The 17,796-nt window shown below is 47.9% G+C and carries 13 protein-coding genes and 2 pseudogenes; 3 read left to right on the top strand and 12 right to left on the bottom strand.

What is annotated here, in order from left to right:
• Positions 1-23 precede the first annotated feature (23 nt).
• The 3 genes from recG to Q0438_RS04445 all read left to right on the top strand — a co-directional run bounded on the left by recG (position 24) and on the right by Q0438_RS04445 (position 6,987).
• A complete protein-coding gene (gene recG / locus Q0438_RS04455) occupies positions 24-2,198 on the top strand; it encodes an ATP-dependent DNA helicase RecG (protein WP_299187826.1) in 2,175 nt (724 codons plus the stop codon).
• A 528-nt stretch (positions 2,199-2,726) separates the two neighbouring features.
• A complete protein-coding gene (locus Q0438_RS04450; RefSeq protein ID WP_299187823.1) occupies positions 2,727-3,323 on the top strand; it encodes a hypothetical protein in 597 nt (198 codons plus the stop codon).
• Between the two features lie 658 nt (positions 3,324-3,981).
• Positions 3,982-6,987, top strand: coding sequence for a TonB-dependent hemoglobin/transferrin/lactoferrin family receptor (locus tag Q0438_RS04445; protein ID WP_299187820.1), 3,006 nt, complete (start codon positions 3,982-3,984; stop codon positions 6,985-6,987).
• Positions 6,988-7,331: 344 nt separating this feature from the next.
• Here the strand turns inward: Q0438_RS04445 and Q0438_RS04440 are convergent, their stop codons facing one another.
• From Q0438_RS04440 to Q0438_RS04385, 12 genes and pseudogenes are all read right to left on the bottom strand, one after another.
• Entirely contained in the window at positions 7,332-8,078 is a 747-nt protein-coding gene (locus Q0438_RS04440) for a hypothetical protein (RefSeq protein WP_299187817.1), read from the bottom strand.
• 771 nt (positions 8,079-8,849) lie between these two features.
• Positions 8,850-9,953 (bottom strand): redox-regulated ATPase YchF, encoded by a 1,104-nt coding sequence (ychF, locus tag Q0438_RS04435; protein WP_299187814.1) that lies wholly within the window; start codon positions 9,951-9,953, stop codon positions 8,850-8,852.
• Positions 9,954-11,414, bottom strand: coding sequence for a leucyl aminopeptidase (locus Q0438_RS04430; protein ID WP_299187811.1), 1,461 nt, complete (start codon positions 11,412-11,414; stop codon positions 9,954-9,956).
• Positions 11,395-12,006: a DedA family protein gene (locus Q0438_RS04425; RefSeq protein WP_299187809.1), complete on the bottom strand. Its 612-nt coding sequence runs from the start codon at positions 12,004-12,006 to the stop codon at positions 11,395-11,397. Before Q0438_RS04425 ends, Q0438_RS04430 begins: the two co-directional genes overlap by 20 nt.
• Before the next feature lies 1 nt (position 12,007).
• Entirely contained in the window at positions 12,008-12,556 is a 549-nt protein-coding gene (locus Q0438_RS04420; RefSeq protein ID WP_299187807.1) for an adenine phosphoribosyltransferase, read from the bottom strand.
• Positions 12,553-12,795 (bottom strand): hypothetical protein, encoded by a 243-nt coding sequence (locus tag Q0438_RS04415; protein WP_299187805.1) that lies wholly within the window; start codon positions 12,793-12,795, stop codon positions 12,553-12,555. The genes Q0438_RS04420 and Q0438_RS04415 overlap by 4 nt, the downstream gene beginning before the upstream one ends.
• A gap of 191 nt (positions 12,796-12,986) precedes the next feature.
• A pseudogene (locus tag Q0438_RS04410) lies at positions 12,987-13,235 on the bottom strand (RpiB/LacA/LacB family sugar-phosphate isomerase); the annotation flags it as partial.
• Between the two features lie 297 nt (positions 13,236-13,532).
• Positions 13,533-13,700 (bottom strand): annotated as a pseudogene (locus Q0438_RS04405) (RpiB/LacA/LacB family sugar-phosphate isomerase); the annotation flags it as partial.
• 10 nt (positions 13,701-13,710) lie between these two features.
• The gene (lepB, locus tag Q0438_RS04400) at positions 13,711-14,556 is read right to left on the bottom strand and encodes a signal peptidase I (protein WP_299187802.1); all 846 of its coding nucleotides are present in this window, start codon (positions 14,554-14,556) and stop codon (positions 13,711-13,713) included.
• Complete coding sequence (folD, locus tag Q0438_RS04395; RefSeq protein ID WP_299187799.1) at positions 14,557-15,414, bottom strand: bifunctional methylenetetrahydrofolate dehydrogenase/methenyltetrahydrofolate cyclohydrolase FolD; 858 nt, start codon at positions 15,412-15,414, stop codon at positions 14,557-14,559. It abuts the gene before it with no gap.
• A 321-nt stretch (positions 15,415-15,735) separates the two neighbouring features.
• Positions 15,736-15,864 (bottom strand): hypothetical protein, encoded by a 129-nt coding sequence (locus Q0438_RS04390; protein WP_299187796.1) that lies wholly within the window; start codon positions 15,862-15,864, stop codon positions 15,736-15,738.
• Positions 15,865-16,205: 341 nt separating this feature from the next.
• On the bottom strand, positions 16,206-17,396 hold the full coding sequence (locus Q0438_RS04385; RefSeq protein WP_299187795.1) for an ABC transporter permease: 1,191 nt from the start codon (positions 17,394-17,396) through the stop codon (positions 16,206-16,208).
• Positions 17,397-17,796: the final 400 nt, after the last annotated feature.

Here is a 17,796-nt window from a genome sequence, read left to right as displayed (position 1 = left end):
AGAGCTCGCCGCGCAGCGTGCGAATGCTAGCCGCGCTAAATAGGCAGCTCAAGGAGGGCGGCGCGGAAAATTTCGGCGAGCGCGACGACATTTCAAACAGCGACAGAATTCCGAGCGGCAGTGAAATTTTAAGAGACGAAATTTCAAGCAGCGATAAAATTTTAAATGACGACGGAATTTCAGATAACAGCGAAATTTCAAGCTTGCAAAACTCGGTCGCTGAAATTTTAAACGGCAGATCGCAAAATGATGAAATTTTTAGGGGCAAAATTTCAAACTATCCGCAAAGCGGCGAAGTTTTTGCCTGCGAAGCAAAGCGCGGCGCGGCGAATGAAATTTTAGACGATCTTAAAGCCGACAATAATAATACAGCTACAAGCGGCGATGAAATTTCAAACGATCTAGGATCCAACGTCCAAACAGCGATACGGCCGGCAGATGCTCAAGCCGCAATCGCGCAACCCGTGCTAGCCCATATCGCAACTAAGCAGTCCGTAGCCGAACGAGCTGCAGTCGCAAAACAAAATTTAAGCACCCAAGACATAGATACGCAACCCACAGCCGCCCAAACTCAAGACGTAGATACGCAATCCGCGACCACCCAAACTTTGAACGCACAAGCTACAGACGCAGAGCCCGTATGCGATCAAACCGAAAATGTTCAGACGGAAGTAGCCGTGCAGACCGCAGAGCCTACGATCACTCAGACCACAAGCGCCGATGCTGTTCAAGACGCGCTCGCCGCACCGATGAGCGCTTCGCGCGATTGTGTCGTGCAACCTATGCATTATCAAACTGAAACTATCCAGACCGCAGCCACCCAAGCTACAACTGTCATACCTACAATCGCTCAAATTGCAAGTGACGCTGGAACTATCCATGCCGCCGAGGCCGTCCGAGCCGTAGCCGTCGCAGAGATGAGCGGTGCTGAAATTTTACGCACGCTGAAATTTGTCGAAATTCTAAACTACCTGCAAAAGCTAAGTGCGAAAAAAACGAGCTTCCCAGCGCAAATTTACTCGCTGCACGACATTTCGGACTGGCTTACTTCGCTTCCTTTTGAGCCTACGCGCGATCAGCTAAGCGCGATAAAGGACATCGCTAGCGATCTGCAAAGCCCTCTGGCGCGCCGCCGCGTCGTCATGGGCGACGTAGGTAGCGGCAAGACTCTCGTAATCCTCGCGAGCGCGGCTATGAACTATCCGCGCATCAGCTATCTGATGGCGCCTACGAGCATCTTGGCCGAGCAAATTTACGCCGAGGCGCGCCGTCTGCTGCCGCCGCAGATTAAGGTCCTGCTCGTAAAAAGCGGCGATCGCGAGCCGAATTTCACGGGCGCGCACCTTATCATCGGCACTCACGCCCTGCTCTACCACGAGCTCGCGCCGTCAAATCTCATAATGGTCGATGAGCAGCACCGCTTCGGCTCCAACCAGCGCGAAAAGATCGCGCGCCTCACGGGGAGCGGCGAGTTTCGCGCGCATTTCATTCAGTTTAGCGCCACGCCGATACCGCGCACGCTAAGCATGATCCAGTCCGAGCTCGTGAGCTTCAGCTTTTTAAAACAGCTGCCGTTTGAAAAGCAGATCAAAACCAAAATTTTGCAAAACGACGGATTTACGGGCTTTATGCAGGATCTGCGCCGCGAGCTCGCCACGGGCAATCAAGCAATCATCGTCTATCCGCTAGTGCAGCAAAGCGAAAGCTCGGTCTATCAAAGTCTTGAGGAGGCGGCGCCGTTTTGGAAGGCTCAATTCCCCGATGTGCTGATCACCCACGGCAGCGACAAGGACAAAGAGGAGATCCTGCGCCGCTTCCGCGACGAGGGACGGCTGCTGATAACCACGACGATCGTCGAAGTGGGCATCTCGCTGCCGCGGCTTAGCGTCATTTTAATCGTGGGCGCCGAGCGAATGGGGCTCGCGTCGCTTCATCAGCTGCGCGGACGCGTCGGGCGCAAAGGCCAGGCGGGGCGCTGCTACCTCTACACCAAGCTCAAATCCCCGCCGCAGCGCCTGCGCGAGTTCGCAGCGACGCTGGACGGATTTAAGGTCGCAAATATCGATCTGAAAAACCGCCAGGGAGGCGATCTGCTGGGCGGCTCGGTGCAGCACGGCGCAATGTTTGCGTGGTATGATTACGAAGAGGACGTGACGGCGGCGGCAAAACAGCGACTGAAAAGCTTAAAGACGCGCTAACTCATACGGCTACAAAGACCAAGTGCATGGCAGCCGACACAGCTTGGCGAGCACGATACTGAAACAAAGCCGCTTCAGATTACGACTGAGCCCGCGCGCAAAGAATAAGGCGCGTAGTAGCGGCAGGATTAAAATTTTATCCGCAATAAAGGCGTGAAATTTAAAGAGCGCTGCGATCGCAGAAAGCGGGCAGGCGCGGAATTTAAGGCGCAGCGCAGGCATCGGATACGGGCGCACAGCGCAGATGTAGTATTTAAAGGGCGTCGTATGAAAGTGCACAGTGCAGGCGTCGGATATAAATGCAGTGCAAACGCAAAATTTAAGATGACTACGCGCGCAAAATTTAATACTCTGAATTTGCGCGATTATATTGTGCGATTGGCGCCGCAGCGAAATTAAAAGACAAAATGGCAAAATTCTATCTGCAAATTTTGCTCGCGGTAGAATTTATCGCGCTAAATTTCACGCGATAGCGGAGCTTTGAAGTATAATTTTGAGCGGATTTTAGACTAAATTTGAAGGAGATGGATGAAAACGTTAGTATTTGCTTTGCGCAAGGTTTTTAAATTTATATTTCTGTTTTGGGTGGTCATAAGCTCGCTTTTGGGTAGCTATATTATCGCAGACAAATTTTTCGGCCGCAACTACGAATCTATGACGTTAGTTCGTTCTTTTGGCGGTGCCCGCGTAGAACTGCAAAATTTTATGATAGATACGGACTTGCGCGTTACGACTATCGGCAAGAGATTCGAGCATCGGCAAGGCGATCCGCTACCTGATTTTTCAGAGGATAACTCCACGGGCGCTCCGTATGAGCTAAACATAGAATTTAATTATATAAACCGCGAAAATGCGCCGAAGATCGTGCTGAAAAACATCAAACTCGAGCAAGAGCAAAGCGGGCGCGTCGTGTTTGAAAAGGACGAGCTAGAGGTGCCGATAGAGATGGGCTACAGCGGTTACAAAAGCGGCAGATTAGAGGTACCGGGTCTCGATTCTACGCATGTCCGACACAGACTGAGCGCCGAAATATGCGTGTCTGGGGGCGCTTGCACAAACTTCGTGCATTATTTCTTTCCATACAGGCATGTAGAGGGCACAGCGGCTCTGCGAAGTATTTTTTAGCCGCGAAAGATTCGGCGCGAAATTTTAAAATATAAAATTTGCGGCGGTATAGGTTAATTTGGCGGAATAAACGAGTAGATTATCGATGCCCGTAACGTGGCGGTATGCTTTATTTGCGTGGCGGAATTTTGTAGCTTGCCGTATTTGTGCGAAATGAAATTTTAAAATTTCGTGGCGCATAAAATTTATAGCACGATCTAAATTTTACCAAACAAAAATTTTATGCCCTATTTTCAGCGACAACAAAGCAACCGGCTAGAAAATCCCGCGAGGCGTCAATCTATTAAGATCCTAAATTTATAACGCAGCGATATGGGTATAAAATTTTAAAATTACCGGCAAAATATCATAATTCTAAAAGCGCGCTACATATTATAAAATGCGCTTTGTTATCATTCGCTCTCTTATAATTTTTAGCATTTTTACTAGTCGTTTCAAAAACGCTTTGCAAAATTTAGCGCCGAACTCAAGCTTAAATTACGATCATTACGCATTTCTTGACTGTTCAAAATTTTATACTTCTTAAAAAATCAAAATTTCAAGCATTTAAAATTTATCCCTAAATTTAAACTGCAATTTAATTAAACATTAAAAATCTTTGTATTATTATTCGCCCCGTTAATAATCAATTCTATAATCATTAAGTAAGGAAATATGAATGTTTAGAAGATTCTCTCTCTCTCTCTATGCCTCGCTGCTCTTTTATGGCTCGCTTTACGCGGAAGACCAGGCAAATTCGCAAGAATTAGGAACTATCCAGGTAACGGGCAATGTCGATTCGCAAAGCGTAGCCGAGCAAAAGGTCGGCGAGACTAAGACTACTGCGCAAACTATTAAGAAGCAGCAAATCACCGATAGCAGAGACTTGGTGCGATACCAAACCGGTATCACGGCGGTCGAGACGGGCAGATTCGGCGCTAGCGGATACGCTGTTCGCGGCGTGGACGAAAACCGCGTGGCTATCACGGTGGACGGACTTCGCCAGGCAGAGACCTTGAGCTCGCAGGGCTTTAAAGACCTCTTTGAAGGGTATGGAAATTTTAACAACACAAGAAACGGCGTAGAGATGGAAAACGTCAAAACGGCTAATATCACTAAAGGAGCCGACTCTATAAAAGCGGGAAGCGGCGCGCTCGGCGGATCGGTAATGTTTGAAACTAAAGACGCCAGGGATTTCTTGACGGAAAAGAACTATCATTTCGGCTTTAAACAGGGCTATCAAAGCGTCGATAGTCAAAATTTTCACTCCTTCACCGGCGCAGCTAGGTACGGCTGGTTTGATTTTTTAGTTATAAATACCGATAGACACGGACATGAGAGAAAAAATTATTTCTACGATATATATGATAGTAAAGAGGACAAACTTCACATAGGAAAAACTCGCGAAAAGGCAGATCCATACACCATAACCAAAAAGAGTACGCTCGTAAAGGTAGGGTTTCAGCCGGGCGACGAGAATAGATTTTCCGTAGCAATAGACGATTCAAAGCAAAATTCTGACGGCGAAGACTTGTCGTATACGCTCAGAATGGGTAGTTATCCGGGCGCTCCGGAAAGATACGGAAGAAGAACAAACCATGATAGCTCTACTAGAAAAAACGTGCAGTTTGCTTATGAAAATTTCAGCGAGACGCCGTTTTGGGATCATGTTAAAATTTCATACTCAAAGCAGAGTATTAAAAACCGCGCGATAAACAGAGAGGGCTGCCAAGGTAATGAATGTATGAATATACAAAACCCATCTGGAATGCACCTGGATTCGAGCTCCGGTACATATAATCTCTTAGATAAAAATAATAGGCCGATCGGTGTAGATCCAAATACGGGTACTATACAAGACGGCTCAGGAAATAATCTCACTCTAAATACTGACTATAAAACCAGAGATGGAGTTTATTTAGATTGTTCCAAATTTGACTGCACTAAAAAACTAAAGGTATTAAAGGAGACGTATGATTCCGATACATGGGATTACAATTATCAAATGGTAGAAAGAGAGATCGAAACCCATACCCTTGCCGACGGAAGAGTTTACGGAACTATAAAAAAAGATTCTAGCGATGAAGATATTGGAACGAAATCGCATACATTATATTTCGTAACTCCGGGGAAAAGAGGCTATGAAGAGATCCAATACTCCGATAGGACACTAGATACCGATACGCAACAATTAAATTTGGACTTCGAGAAGGATATTAGCCTATTTGATGTCATAGACAACTCCATATCATACGGTGGACTTTTAGACAGAACCGATAAATCTATGACCAATAAAGACGGATTTTATGCAGGTAACTCACAATGGTGGGATCAGATATTTTTCGGTAGAACTCCGGGGGCAGGAACACCGAACCCAGACTATCATATGAATGGCCAGCTCAGAAACAATACCACATCCGTTAGCACCTACCTGATCCCGGTGCAAACTACGACTATGGCAAGCTATATCGGGGATGAAATTCAGATAACCAAATATGTAGGTTTTGATCTCGGCTATCGCTACGATACCGTAAAACATAAGCCGAAATATACCGGCTATCCTGAAATCCCTAGAGGTATCATAACCGGTTTGTGGGTGCCGTATCCTTACAACCCTTATGATGGAATACACGGTTACTACACTCCTTACGGAGAGGAAAATTACCAGCAAAATTTAAAATTCCTACTAAGAGAGAAGGAATACAAAAGCGGCTCATATAAACTAGGTCTAAATTTAGACCCGCTGGATTGGATGAGGATACAGCTAAAAGGCTCCAAGGGCTTCCGCGCTCCGACGTCGGATGAGGCGTATATGACCTTTAAGCATCCGGACTTTTCTATCCGCCCGAATATCGATCTGGAAGCCGAGATCGCAAGGACAAAGGAGATCGCCCTTACCTTTTATATCGAGAGAAGCCGCATAACCTTCGATGTTTTTAAGACGGATTATAAAAATTTTATCGATCTTGAATTTTTGGGAAATTTACAGGTCGTAGATCAGCAGATACCCTATCCGTTTTATCAAAACGTAAACCGAGATAGCGCCAAAGTACACGGATTTGAGATAAATACCCATCTGGAGCTAGGCGATGTATCGGAGAGCATGGAGGGATTTAGACTGGGGTACAAATACAGCAGGCAAAAGGGCAGGATGTCGTGCGCCAGCAACGGCTCAAACGCCAATAATTCAAACTCCGGATGTAGCAGGGGCGAAGAAGTACCGATGAATGCGATCCAGCCGCCTACTTCTGTTTATAATATCGGCTATTCCACGCCCGGCGACAAATATGGCATTGATCTTTTCATCACCGACGTAGGAGCCAAGAAGCGCAAAGATACCTACAATATGTATTGGAAGAGCCAAATCGAAAGAGATGATCCGATCTGGGGGCATATCGATGCTTCCATAGTAAACGGAGAGCCTGTGACCGATAATACCAAAGGTTGGCGAAGCAGCAATTATACGGTGGTGGATGTTATCGCCTATGCGAAGCCGCAAAAAAATTTCAACTTCGGCCTAGGCGTTTACAACCTAACCAACGCCAAATATATCACTTGGGATAGCGCGCGCTCGATCAGGGCTTTCGGAACGGTCAATATGATCGATCAAGCGACGGGTGCTGGTATCGGCAGATTTTATGCACCGCGTAGAAATTTTAGATTTAACTGGGAGATAACGTTTTAAATCGTCGCTTATTGGGTCGATTGCTTAGACTCTAGTGTGTAAATTTAAATTTATCCGAAATTCCCGGCTCAAACGAGCTTTAGTTTGTTTGAGCTTCCGCCGGCTTTAAAATAAACGGCGAGCGATCAAAGGCTTAGGAGCACGGGAATTTTAAAAATGTAAAATTTGCAGCGGTATGGTTTATTCGCGTGGCGGAATTTTGTAGCTTGCCGTATTTGTGCGAAACGAAATTTCAAAATTTCGGGGCGCATAAAATTTATAGCACGGCGCGAAATTCTGCTATGTAAATTTGAGGCGACGTAATTATGAAATTCCGCGCTGTACATTTATGCGGCGGAGTAGCGCTATTTCTTACGACGCTTGCGCCATGATGAGAGTTTTTGCATGCAAGTGGAGCAAACCATGCATATCACGCACACAAACGCAAGCACCACGCAAGAATAGAAAAAATCACTCAGGCTTGCCGTTTTATCCTTAATAAATATCATATAAATCCAAACCAGCACCGCAATCGCAGCAACACAAGCAATCAATACCGCCCAAAATAGTCGCGCTAAGCCAAGTAGTCGCTTGGCAAGGTTAAACACCAGTTGCGCCAAGCGAGGTGCGCGCCTTTCAATAGTGCGGACGATCGCATAAACGTATGCCAGAATTATCATCGCAACAAACGCAAGCCCCGCACAAGTGTAGAAAAAATCGCCTAGGTTTGGGAATGCGTCTTTTGCGAACGCAAAATAGATCGCGTAAAATACCGTCGTGACGAAAAAGATCAGACCGAACGTGATCAAAATGTCCCAAGCTAAAGATAGCGTGCGTTTTACGGCATCCAGCGCGCTCAATGCAAAATCGCGGGCACATTCCAAAGGCGTTCTGCGGCACTCGACTTCCAAGGCGACGAGGCTGCCTAGATATCCTTGCTTACAGTATTTGACGCGCACCAAATCGCCCTGCTTAAACGAGAACGACCTGCAACGCATACGAAAGCGGACGCCGTCGATCTCAAAAAGCACGAGCGTCTCGATCTCCTGCCTAAGGACGCGGACGTGCAAGTTTTCTATCCTGCCTTCGATACAGGGCTGCTTATTTCGCATAATCCTCCAAAATTAAGTTAAATTTAGTGCCGCTTGCTAGGCGCTGTTTGCTCGGCGCTAGAAAACCCGCTCATCCTTCCGCAAGACTCTGCGGCGTGACGGAATTCTGCGCGGCAAAATTCCGCGGCAACAAATTCTACTTCGCGGAATTCCGCGCGGCAATCGCTACGCTTGCCGCCCAAATAAAACTGCGAAATTTTAAGCGGGTTTGGTTTTGGATTTTCGCTAAATTACGCCGCGCCTATCGGCGGCAAATTTAATACGGTTAGCTTTACGAGCGCGGTTCGCACCGCATACTAAACAAACATGTTTAAATTTAAGATCATAAAATTTAAAAATCGCCGAATGTCAAATTTGTAAGCCGTAAATTTAAATATATAGCTAAAATTCTATCGCACGCAGATACGAACTTTGCGATCTTTAGTAAAATTTGCCTTTTAAAATTTACGCGCAGTTTTCGCCGTATATAAATTTTTGCCCGATTTCGGAAGTATTTCTTAGACATATTTTGCTAGGCGAATTTAAGCGCAAATCCAGCGCAAGGTGGCTTTTCTTGTGTAAAATTTTAACGCAAGCAAAGCCGATTAAATTTTGCCTCGAAATTTAATGATGCTTTAGCGCACAAGTCCCATTGTAGCTCTAGCGATACAAATTTCAGCCAAAAGCCGCTACGCGCAAAAATCAAAATTTCATTAAACCCGTGCACAAGCCAAAATTTTACTAAAATTTAAAGCTGAAACGGCCTGTATCCGACGCACTTAAAAATAAATTTTAAACATTAAATCTAAAGTGCATCACATCGCCGTCTTGCACGACGTAATCCTTGCCCTCAAGGCGCATTTTGCCCGCTTCTTTCGCCCTGCTCTCGCCGCCGCACGCGATAAAATCGTCAAATCCGATCACCTCGGCTCTGATAAATCCGCGCTCAAAGTCGTTGTGGATCACGCTCGCGGCCTTTGGAGCCTTCCAGCCCTTCGTGATCGTCCACGCGCGCACCTCCATCTCGCCTGCGGTAAAGTAGCTGATGAGGCTGAGCTTCGCAAAAGAGCGCTTGATGATTAGCTCCAGCCCGCTTTGCTGCACGCCCAGGCTTTGCAGCATCTCGTGCGCCTCCTCGTCGCTTAGCCCTATGAGCTCCTCTTCGATCTTGGCACAGAGCTTGATAACTTCGGCGCCGCGAGCGTTTGCATATTCTCTTACGCGCGCGACATATTCGTTATCTTGCGCGATGCCGTCCTCGTCCACATTGGCGCCGTAGATTACATCTTTGGCACTAAGCAGGCGCAGCTCGCGATTTAAAGCGATGTAGCTTTCATCCTCTTTGAGCACGAAATTTGAAGCGGGCTTGCCGTCGTTTAGATGCGCCAAAAGCTCGTTTGCCACGGCTAGCGCCTCTTTAGCGCCCTTTTGATTTGCTTTGGTTTCCTTGCCGAGACGCTCGATTTTGCGTCCAAGCTGCTCGATGTCCGCTAAAATAAGCTCAGTTTCGATGATCTCAATGTCGCGGATGGGATCTACGCAGCCTTCGACGTGGGTTATGTCGCCGCTTTCGAAGCAGCGCACGATATGAAGGATGATCTCGCACTCGCGGATATTTGAAAGAAATTTATTCCCCAGCCCCTCGCCTTTGCTAGCTCCGCGCACTAGGCCCGCGATATCTACAAACTCGATGGTCGAATGCACGATGCGACCGGGCTTAACGATCTGTGCAAGCTTGCCGAGCCTGGCATCGGGCACGGGCACGACCGCTTTATTAGGCTCGATCGTGCAGAACGGATAGTTCTGCGCCTGCGCGTTTTGCGCGCCGCTAAGTGCGTTAAAGGTGGTGGATTTACCGACGTTCGGAAGTCCTACGATCCCTACTGAAAGCCCCATCTACGCGCCCTTCAGCTCTTTGGCTAGAGCCTGCAGGAAGTACAGGCTCGCTCTCACGCCCGCGCCCGTCGCACCCGCGGCGTAATAGCCCCATGCCTTTTCCAGATACGCAGGCCCCGCGATGTCGAGGTGCAGCCACTTGTCTTTATACTCGTCCTTTATAAATTTATCCAAAAACAGCCCCGCGGTTATCGCGCCGCCGTATCTGCTGGAAGCGCAGTTGGAGACGTCCGCGATACTGCTTTTGATTAGCTCGCGCAGATAATCGTTAAATTCCAAAATGCTAAATAGCTCGCCGCTACAATCGCTAAGATCTTTAAATTTACGCTTTAGCTCCTCGCTGTTTCCCATAATGCCGCTCGTGTATTCGCCAAGCCCCACGACGCAAGCGCCGGTAAGCGTAGCCATATCGATTAGCAGACCTGGCTCAAGATCCTGCGCGTAGCTTAAGCAGTCGGCGAGCACGAGCCTGCCCTCCGCGTCGGTGTTTCGAACCTCAATGCTTACGCCGCTGCGGCTAAGTAGCACGTCGTCGGGCTTATACGAATCGCCGCCGATCATATTCTCGGTAGCGCCGATAACCGCATGTATCTCAAACGGCAACTCGAGCTCGGCGGCGCCCTTGATGATGCCCATCGCGGCAAGCGCGCCGCTTTTGTCGCTTTTCATCGTAAGCATATAATCGCTCGGCTTCAGACTTAGCCCGCCGCTGTCGTAAGTAAGCCCTTTGCCCACGAAAACGACGCGCTTTAGGCAACGCTGCGGCTTATAGATTAGATGGATGAGGCGCGGCGGATGAGCGCTGGAGCGATTGACTGCCAAAAACGCATTCATATTCTGCTCGCGCAAAAAGTCCTCGTCGTAAATTTTAACGCTCACGTCGTCGTAGTTCGAGGCTAAAATTTCAGCCTCGCTCGCCATCTTTTCTGGCGTGTAAATTTCAGGGATCTCATTGACGCCGTCGCGCGCAAAATTTGCGGCGTTTGCCATCACGGCGCCCTGCTGCACGCCATAGTTCATCTTTTGCACATCGGGGCTACCGCCGCCGTACTCCTGCGTCGAGATTAAAATTTCATTCAAGCTGGAGTTTTTCTTCTCGCTTTTGTATTTGTTAAACTCATAGCCGCCTAAAAGCACGCCCTCGACCATCGCCATCGTGCTTCTGCGGTCGCAGCCGCATTTATAAAAGGCGATTTTAAAATTTTTGATCGCGTAGCCCTTAAGCGCGTTGTATGCACTCGCAAGCGCCGCTCGCAACCTATCGAAGCTAAGCTCTTTGATCCCCACGTACAGCCGCCCGCTCTCGGCAAGGAGTAGATTGCCCTCGCCTTTGTAATTAAAAAGCGCAAACTTATCCGCGTCTTTGATAAAGTCGTGGTTTAAATTTTTATCCACGACCAAAATCACCTCAAAATCGGCCGAAATTTCATCTATCTTTTTATCAACTATTTCTATTTTCATCTCTTTCCTTTCGTAAATTCATAAAATGAGTTTCCATCTTTTTAAACGCAAAATATAGCAGATACAAAAACCCTGCGATCAGCGGAATTGCGAAATACCAATGCTTCTCCGCAAGTCTGATGCCCTGCCAGATCTCCTCGCCGAAATACCACGCCAAAACCATCGTCGCCGCAGCCCAGCACCAAGCGCTAAAAAGATTGACGATCGCGAATTTTTTCGAGCTGTAGCGCGTGATGCCGATACTCATCGGGATTACCATCCTAAAGCCGTACATATAGCGCTGCAGGAAGATTATCGGCCAGCCGTAGCGCTGCAAAAGCAGGTGCGCGATCGCAAATTTACGGCGCTGTTTGCTTAGCTTTTCGCTAATGTATTTTTTATTATAGCGCCCGATAAAGAAATAAAATTGATCTCCACAAAACGCTCCGAGCCCCGCAACAAAGATACCTAGCGGTAAATTTATATGCCCTTCGTGCGCCATAATGCCGCCTAAAATCAGCGCGACCTCCCCTTCGAGCGCGCACCAGATGAAAAGCACTACATAGGCGTATTGGTGGTATTCTTGCAGTAAATTTTTAAGTAGCTCTTCCAAATCAGGCCTCTAAAATGCAATAAACGTTCGTGCGCCGCGTAAACTCGCTAAGGTCGTTCAGCTCGCGTAAATTTAGCAAAAAGCAGGCCTCGATGCACTTAGCCTGCGTCTGCGCGATGAGATCCAAAGCCGCGCGCGCCGTGCCTCCGGTGGCGATGAGATCGTCGATTAGAAGCACCTTAGCATTTTGCACCGCGGCAAAGGCGTCCACGTGCATCTCGACCTGATCGAAGCCATATTCGAGGCTGTATTTTTGCGAAATCGTGATGTAGGGAAGCTTCTTGGGCTTTCTAATCGGCACGAAGGCTAAGCCTAGCCGCGCCGCAAGCGCCGCACCGAAGATGAAACCGCGACTTTCGATACCCACGATGTAATCAAGCCCGTAGTCCGCATAGCGCGAGGCCAGGTGATCAAGTAGGAAGTTAAACGCCTTTTTATCGCCCACAAGCGTCGTGACGTCGTAAAACAAAATACCGGGCTTCGGAAAGTCCCTAACGGTGCGGATGGATCTAAACAGATAGTCTCTCTGCTCGGCGCTTAGATTTTTCATAATTTTCCTCTTTTCAATTTCGCGTTTTGGATTTTTAAATTTAGTTTTTCCTGCTTATCGCTTTGCAGCGCTTCAATGCCGAATTTTAGGGCGGTTTTTAGTTTTTCGTTGTCACTTTGAAGTTTTGAAATTTTCTGCTCGCTTTTGCGAAGAAGGGCGTAAATTTTAGAATTTTTTCTAATCGAAAGGACCAAAAGCACGGCAAAAATAGCCGCTAAAATTCCAAATATCACGTTCATCGCCCGCCTCCAGTTTTTAAATTTGCCTCAAAGCCTCCGCTCTCATTCGGTGAAATTTTATTCGCGCAACCACCCTCCTGCACGCTTTGCGCAAAATTTTGCTCGCAGAAATTGCGCGCTAAATCCGGATCGCAAGAGCTTGCATCATCGCTTGCGCCGCAAACGCCCATCGTGCCGTCCGCACCGCAATTTAGGGCCAGTTTATCCACTCGCCTTTTGTGGCGCCCGCCCGCAAAATCGGTACCGAAAAACATCTTGATCATATCCTCGATCGCTAGCGTGCCCATAAGCCGCGCGCCGAAAGCTAGGACATTGGCGTCGTTGTGCTCTCTAGCCAGCCGCGCGCTCGTTGCGTCGTGGCACAGCGCGCAACGCACGTGAGCGCGGCGGTTTGCGGCGATGCTAATGCCGATGCCCGTACCGCAGATCAAAACGCCGTAAATTCCGTAGTCGGTGGAATTTAAAATTTTATCTTTGCTCGCATTTGCGCCGTCGGCTACACTTGCGCAGGTGCTGAAATTTTCGCCACTATCGTTATTGCCGGCGTTAAAATTTTTATCTTTCTCGCCGTGCTGCGCGGTACTGTCAAAATTCCCGCTACCGTTTATATTCGCGCCGAAATTTTCGTTATCGCCGTTGCCGCCCGTGTTGGAATTTTCTGCGGCCGCAGCGGAATTTTCGCCGCTACTTTCTTTAAAATTTTTGCTCCGCGCGCAAGCTTCGCACTCGGCTAAAATTTTATCCGCCAGCGCGCCCGCAAAATCGGGATAATCCACGCTCGCTTCGGCGCTGTGCGTGCCGAGATCGACCGCTTCATAACCTAGGGCGGCGAGAACTTTTTTGGCTTGCTCCTTGGCCTCAAAGCCCGCATGATCGCTCGCTATGAAAATTTTATCCACCCGCATCTTCACCCCTTTATTTTTGCTCGTAGATCAAGCTTTCGTCGTTTTGCAGAGTATCGACGAAGCGCCCGATACGCTCCCAGCGGATCTTGCGATCCGAATCGATGCTAAAATAGGTAAACCACGGCTTGCCGACGATCAGGCGATACGGCACCGAGCCCCAAAAGCGGCTATCGGCGGAGTTGTTGCGATTATCTCCTATCATAAAATACTCATCCTGCGGCACTTTGAGATAAAAGGCATTGAAGCTCTGCCCCATGCTTTCGAAATTTTGCCCGATCTCGCTTAGACTGACGGGCTTCATAGCAAATTTACCCCCATCAAGCGCAGCTTTGACATTTGCCAGCATCGAGTTTCGATTATTAGGATCGTAGTGGATGCCTTTAAATTTATACGGCTCCTTGACATATTTTTCGCCGCCCAGGATCACGATATCGCTCGCATCGTAGTTTGCGTCGATAAATTCGTCGCCTTCATGCGGACGGAGATAAAAATTATTCAGATCGAAAATCACCTCGTCGCCGCCGACCGCAAAATTTCGCTTTACGAAGTGCACTTTAACATCGAGCGGATAGCGGAAAACCACGATGTCGCCGCGCTTAGGGCCCTCGCCTCGGATGATATGCCCGTCGCCGTCGCTGTCCGGAGCCACCTGCCACTCTACAAACGGAATATGCGGAGTCGGGATGCCGTAGCTAAATTTTTTAACGAATAAAAAATCGCCCTCTAAAAGCGTAGTACGCATCGATCCGCTGGGGATCACGAAGGCCTGCGCCACAAAAAGGATAACAAATAAAACGACGATAACCGTTCCCGTCCAACTCGATAAAAATTTGTAAATTTTACTTAGTATTTTCATTTAAGCTCTTTGTCTTAAGCGATTTTTCGCCGATTTTATCGTATTGCTAAGAAGCATCGCGATCGTCATCGGTCCCACGCCTCCCGGTACGGGGGTAATTAGCGAGCATTTTGGTGCAACGGCGTCAAAATCAACGTCGCCTCTTAGCTTGCCATCCTCGCCGCGATTGATCCCTACGTCGATTACTACCGCACCCTCTTTTACCATATCTGCGCTCACAAAATGCGCCCTACCGACCGCCGCGACCAAAATATCGGCATCTACGCAAAGCTGCTTTAGGTTTTTCGTCTTACTATGAGCGATCGTAACGGTGGCGTCGGCATTTAGAAGCAGGCTAGCCATCGGCTTTCCTACGATATTGCTGCGACCTAGCACGACGGCGTTTTTACCCGCTATCTGCACGCCGTATTCCTCAAGCAGGCGCATCACGCCAAGCGGAGTGCAAGGCACAAAACCGTCCGCAAGCCCGCTAGTAAGCTTGCCTACGTTTATCGCGCTAAATCCGTCCACGTCCTTTTGCGGGCTTATTTTTTCTAAAATTTTATTCGTATCGATATGTTTTGGAAGCGGCAGCTGCACCAAGATGCCGTCGATGCTTTCATCCTCGTTTAAATTTTCTATCAGTTCTAAAAGCGCCGCCTCGCCCACGTCGGAGCTCAAGCGGTGCGCTACGGATCGGATCCCACAGGCGGCGCAGGCTTTCTCCTTGCTCGCGACATAGGTCTTGCTTGCCGCATCATCGCCTACTAAAATCACCGCTAGCGCGGGTTCTACGCCCTTTGCGGCAAGATCCGAAGCGGCCGATTTGATCTCATCTTTTACCTTCGCGCTTATGCTTTTGCCGTCAATTAAAGTCATTTAAAGCCTTTTTGAAAAATAAGGCAAATGTTACCCTAAAATTTATAAAATTTAGATTTATTCAGCGGGATTTTATGGGAATTTGAAAGAATTTTAAAAAGAATTTCGTCCTAAATTTAAGCCTGTTTAAGCAAGCTGAAATTTTATCGTCGCATCATAAGCGGATGGGCGTCTTGGCGTCGCCACGCTCAGGTTTCGGCGTTCGTACAGCCAGTATTGCGGGATTGGGCCTTTTTTATCCACGGGCGAGTAGGAACTGCGATGTTGTTATTTCCCCGCCGCTATAGCACCCGTATTGCGGCTTGCTGCGCAGCGCCCGTTTTATGCGTAATAGTAGCCCGTATAATGGCGGCTTGGTGTCGTATCTTGCTCTGGGGCGTTTTGCGGCCCGCTCCTGGAGCAGCCGCACAAAAACAGCGTCACGCACAGCAATAAAACAATCTTTTTCACTATAAATCCTTTCAAAAATTTTTATGATTTCATCTTTAAGTGGTTTTTAAATTTTACAAAATTTAGAAAAGCGCTCATAAAAATTTGCTCCCCTTTGAAATTTAAAATTTTGACTAAATTTGAACGAGCAAATTTATCAAATTTAGGCTTTGCGCAGCTTGTAATATCGCGCAAGAATCAAAATTCTAACGACGCAAATCGTATTTAGTGCGATTTTATACGACGCGCGCCGTGCAAGATCGCGCAGCCTCTGTCTTACACGCCAAAATACCTCTCCGAACACAGCTGCGCCGCTATAAATTTCAAAATTTAGCTAAATTTTTAAGGCGCCGCGTTTAAATTTACTCGTTGCGCAGTGTTTGCAGCACGTCGATCTGCGTGGCTTTTTTGGCCGGATACCATGACGAGAGCGCCACGATAAGCACCGCACCGATTAAAATCATCGCCAAATCGCCTAGCGAGAGCTCCATCGGCAGTTTCGAGCTTCCGTAAACATCGGCGGGTAGATTTACGATGTCGAAGCTTCCGAGCAGCCACACGCCGAATAAGCCCAAAATGAGCCCGAATATGATGCCGCCGCCGCCGATCGTGGCTCCGAGCGCAAAAAAGGTCCTCTTAACCTCCTTTTTGCTGGCACCCAGGCTAAGTAAAAGCGCGATCTCTTGGCGGCGGTTCATCACCGTCATCAGAAGCGAACTTACGATATTTAGGCTCGCGACCAGGATTATCAGCATCAGCACGATGAAAAGCGCGCGCTTTTCAAGCGCAAGGGCGCTGAAAAAATTGCCGTTTTGCTGCCACCAGCCTACGGCGTTAGTGCCGCCGGGGAGGCTTTTTTTGATGCGCTCCAGGTCTTTAAACGGATCGTTTGAAAAAACATGTACGCCGTCGAAGGTCCCCTCGTCGTAGCCTAAAATTTTGGCTAGATCGCTTGCGTCCGCGTAGGAATACGCCTTGTCGTAGGCGATCAGCCCGGAGCTGAATTCCGCGCGCACATCAAAGCGCTTCATCTTAGGGATCAGCGCAAAGCCGCCGGGATCGCTCTTCGTAAAGATCATCGTGATCTTTTCGCCCGTATCCAGCATAAACTCATCCTTGATCCCGCGCCCTATCATGATGCCGTAATCCGTTAGATTGGCGTCTTTGGCACCCGCTGCGACGACGGAGTTGATCCGCTTTTCGTCGTTTAAATTTACGCCGAAAATCAGCCCACCCTCGAGCTTCTCGCCGCTTTTGGCGATGACTTGCGAGCTGATGTAAGGGCTAAAGATCAGATCGGGAAAGTCCGCCCGCAGCCCCTCCACGTCGTCTTTTGAAATGCCGCCGCGAAAGTGGCTGTGGATCGTGATCGGGTAGTTCATCGTAAAGAGCTTGCGCTCAAATTCCTTATCAAAGCCGTTCATTATCGCCATCGCGACAATGAGCACCGTAAGCCCCACGCCGACGCCCAAAAACGCAAGCAGCGCCGAAAGCGTAATGAAGGGCTGAGAGCGATCGAATCTGAGATATTTGAATAATAAATACTTTACCAAAAAACCGTCCTTGTAAAATTTCACATAAAATTTAGCGCTAAATTCTATGTGAAATTTTAAGTATTTTGGAATTTTAAAATTTCAAAAACGAGTTTTTTGCGCCTTCAAATATGAAAGCCTCAGCGAGCTTTGAAAATTTAAAATCGCGCAGAAATCTATTTTATATGCAATGAAATTCGCCTCCAAGAGATATCGGATACGGCAAATCAAACAGATCGTCTTACCAGACCTTGAAATTCTAAATCAGAATTCTAAATTTTAAAATTTCAAGTGCCTCAAAATTTTAAAATTTCAAAAATTTAAAACCTTTTGGAATTTTGAAATTCTTAAAATTTAAAGACTGATTTCGCTTGCAAGCTCGTCCGCGTCGTATAAATTTAAAATTTTAAATGAATGCCGT

Origin of the sequence: uncultured Campylobacter sp. (assembly GCF_938030785.1) — a bacterium.
Taxonomy (GTDB): Bacteria; Campylobacterota; Campylobacteria; order Campylobacterales; family Campylobacteraceae; genus Campylobacter_B.
Note: the sequence above shows the minus strand (reverse complement) of the source record. Positions and strands in the feature narration are given on the sequence as shown.

Bases quoted from the DNA above. Each gene is read 5' to 3' on its own strand.
- recG (WP_299187826.1), top strand. From the start codon at position 24: ATGCTAGCCGCGCTAAATAGGCAGCTCAAGGAGGGCGGCGCGGAAAAT.
- Q0438_RS04450 (WP_299187823.1), top strand. From the start codon at position 2,727: ATGAAAACGTTAGTATTTGCTTTGCGCAAGGTTTTTAAATTTATATTT.
- Q0438_RS04445 (WP_299187820.1), top strand. From the start codon at position 3,982: ATGTTTAGAAGATTCTCTCTCTCTCTCTATGCCTCGCTGCTCTTTTAT.
- Q0438_RS04440 (WP_299187817.1), bottom strand. From the start codon at position 8,078: ATGCGAAATAAGCAGCCCTGTATCGAAGGCAGGATAGAAAACTTGCAC.
- ychF (WP_299187814.1), bottom strand. From the start codon at position 9,953: ATGGGGCTTTCAGTAGGGATCGTAGGACTTCCGAACGTCGGTAAATCC.
- Q0438_RS04430 (WP_299187811.1), bottom strand. From the start codon at position 11,414: ATGAAAATAGAAATAGTTGATAAAAAGATAGATGAAATTTCGGCCGAT.
- Q0438_RS04420 (WP_299187807.1), bottom strand. From the start codon at position 12,556: ATGAAAAATCTAAGCGCCGAGCAGAGAGACTATCTGTTTAGATCCATC.
- Q0438_RS04415 (WP_299187805.1), bottom strand. From the start codon at position 12,795: ATGAACGTGATATTTGGAATTTTAGCGGCTATTTTTGCCGTGCTTTTG.
- lepB (WP_299187802.1), bottom strand. From the start codon at position 14,556: ATGAAAATACTAAGTAAAATTTACAAATTTTTATCGAGTTGGACGGGA.
- folD (WP_299187799.1), bottom strand. From the start codon at position 15,414: ATGACTTTAATTGACGGCAAAAGCATAAGCGCGAAGGTAAAAGATGAG.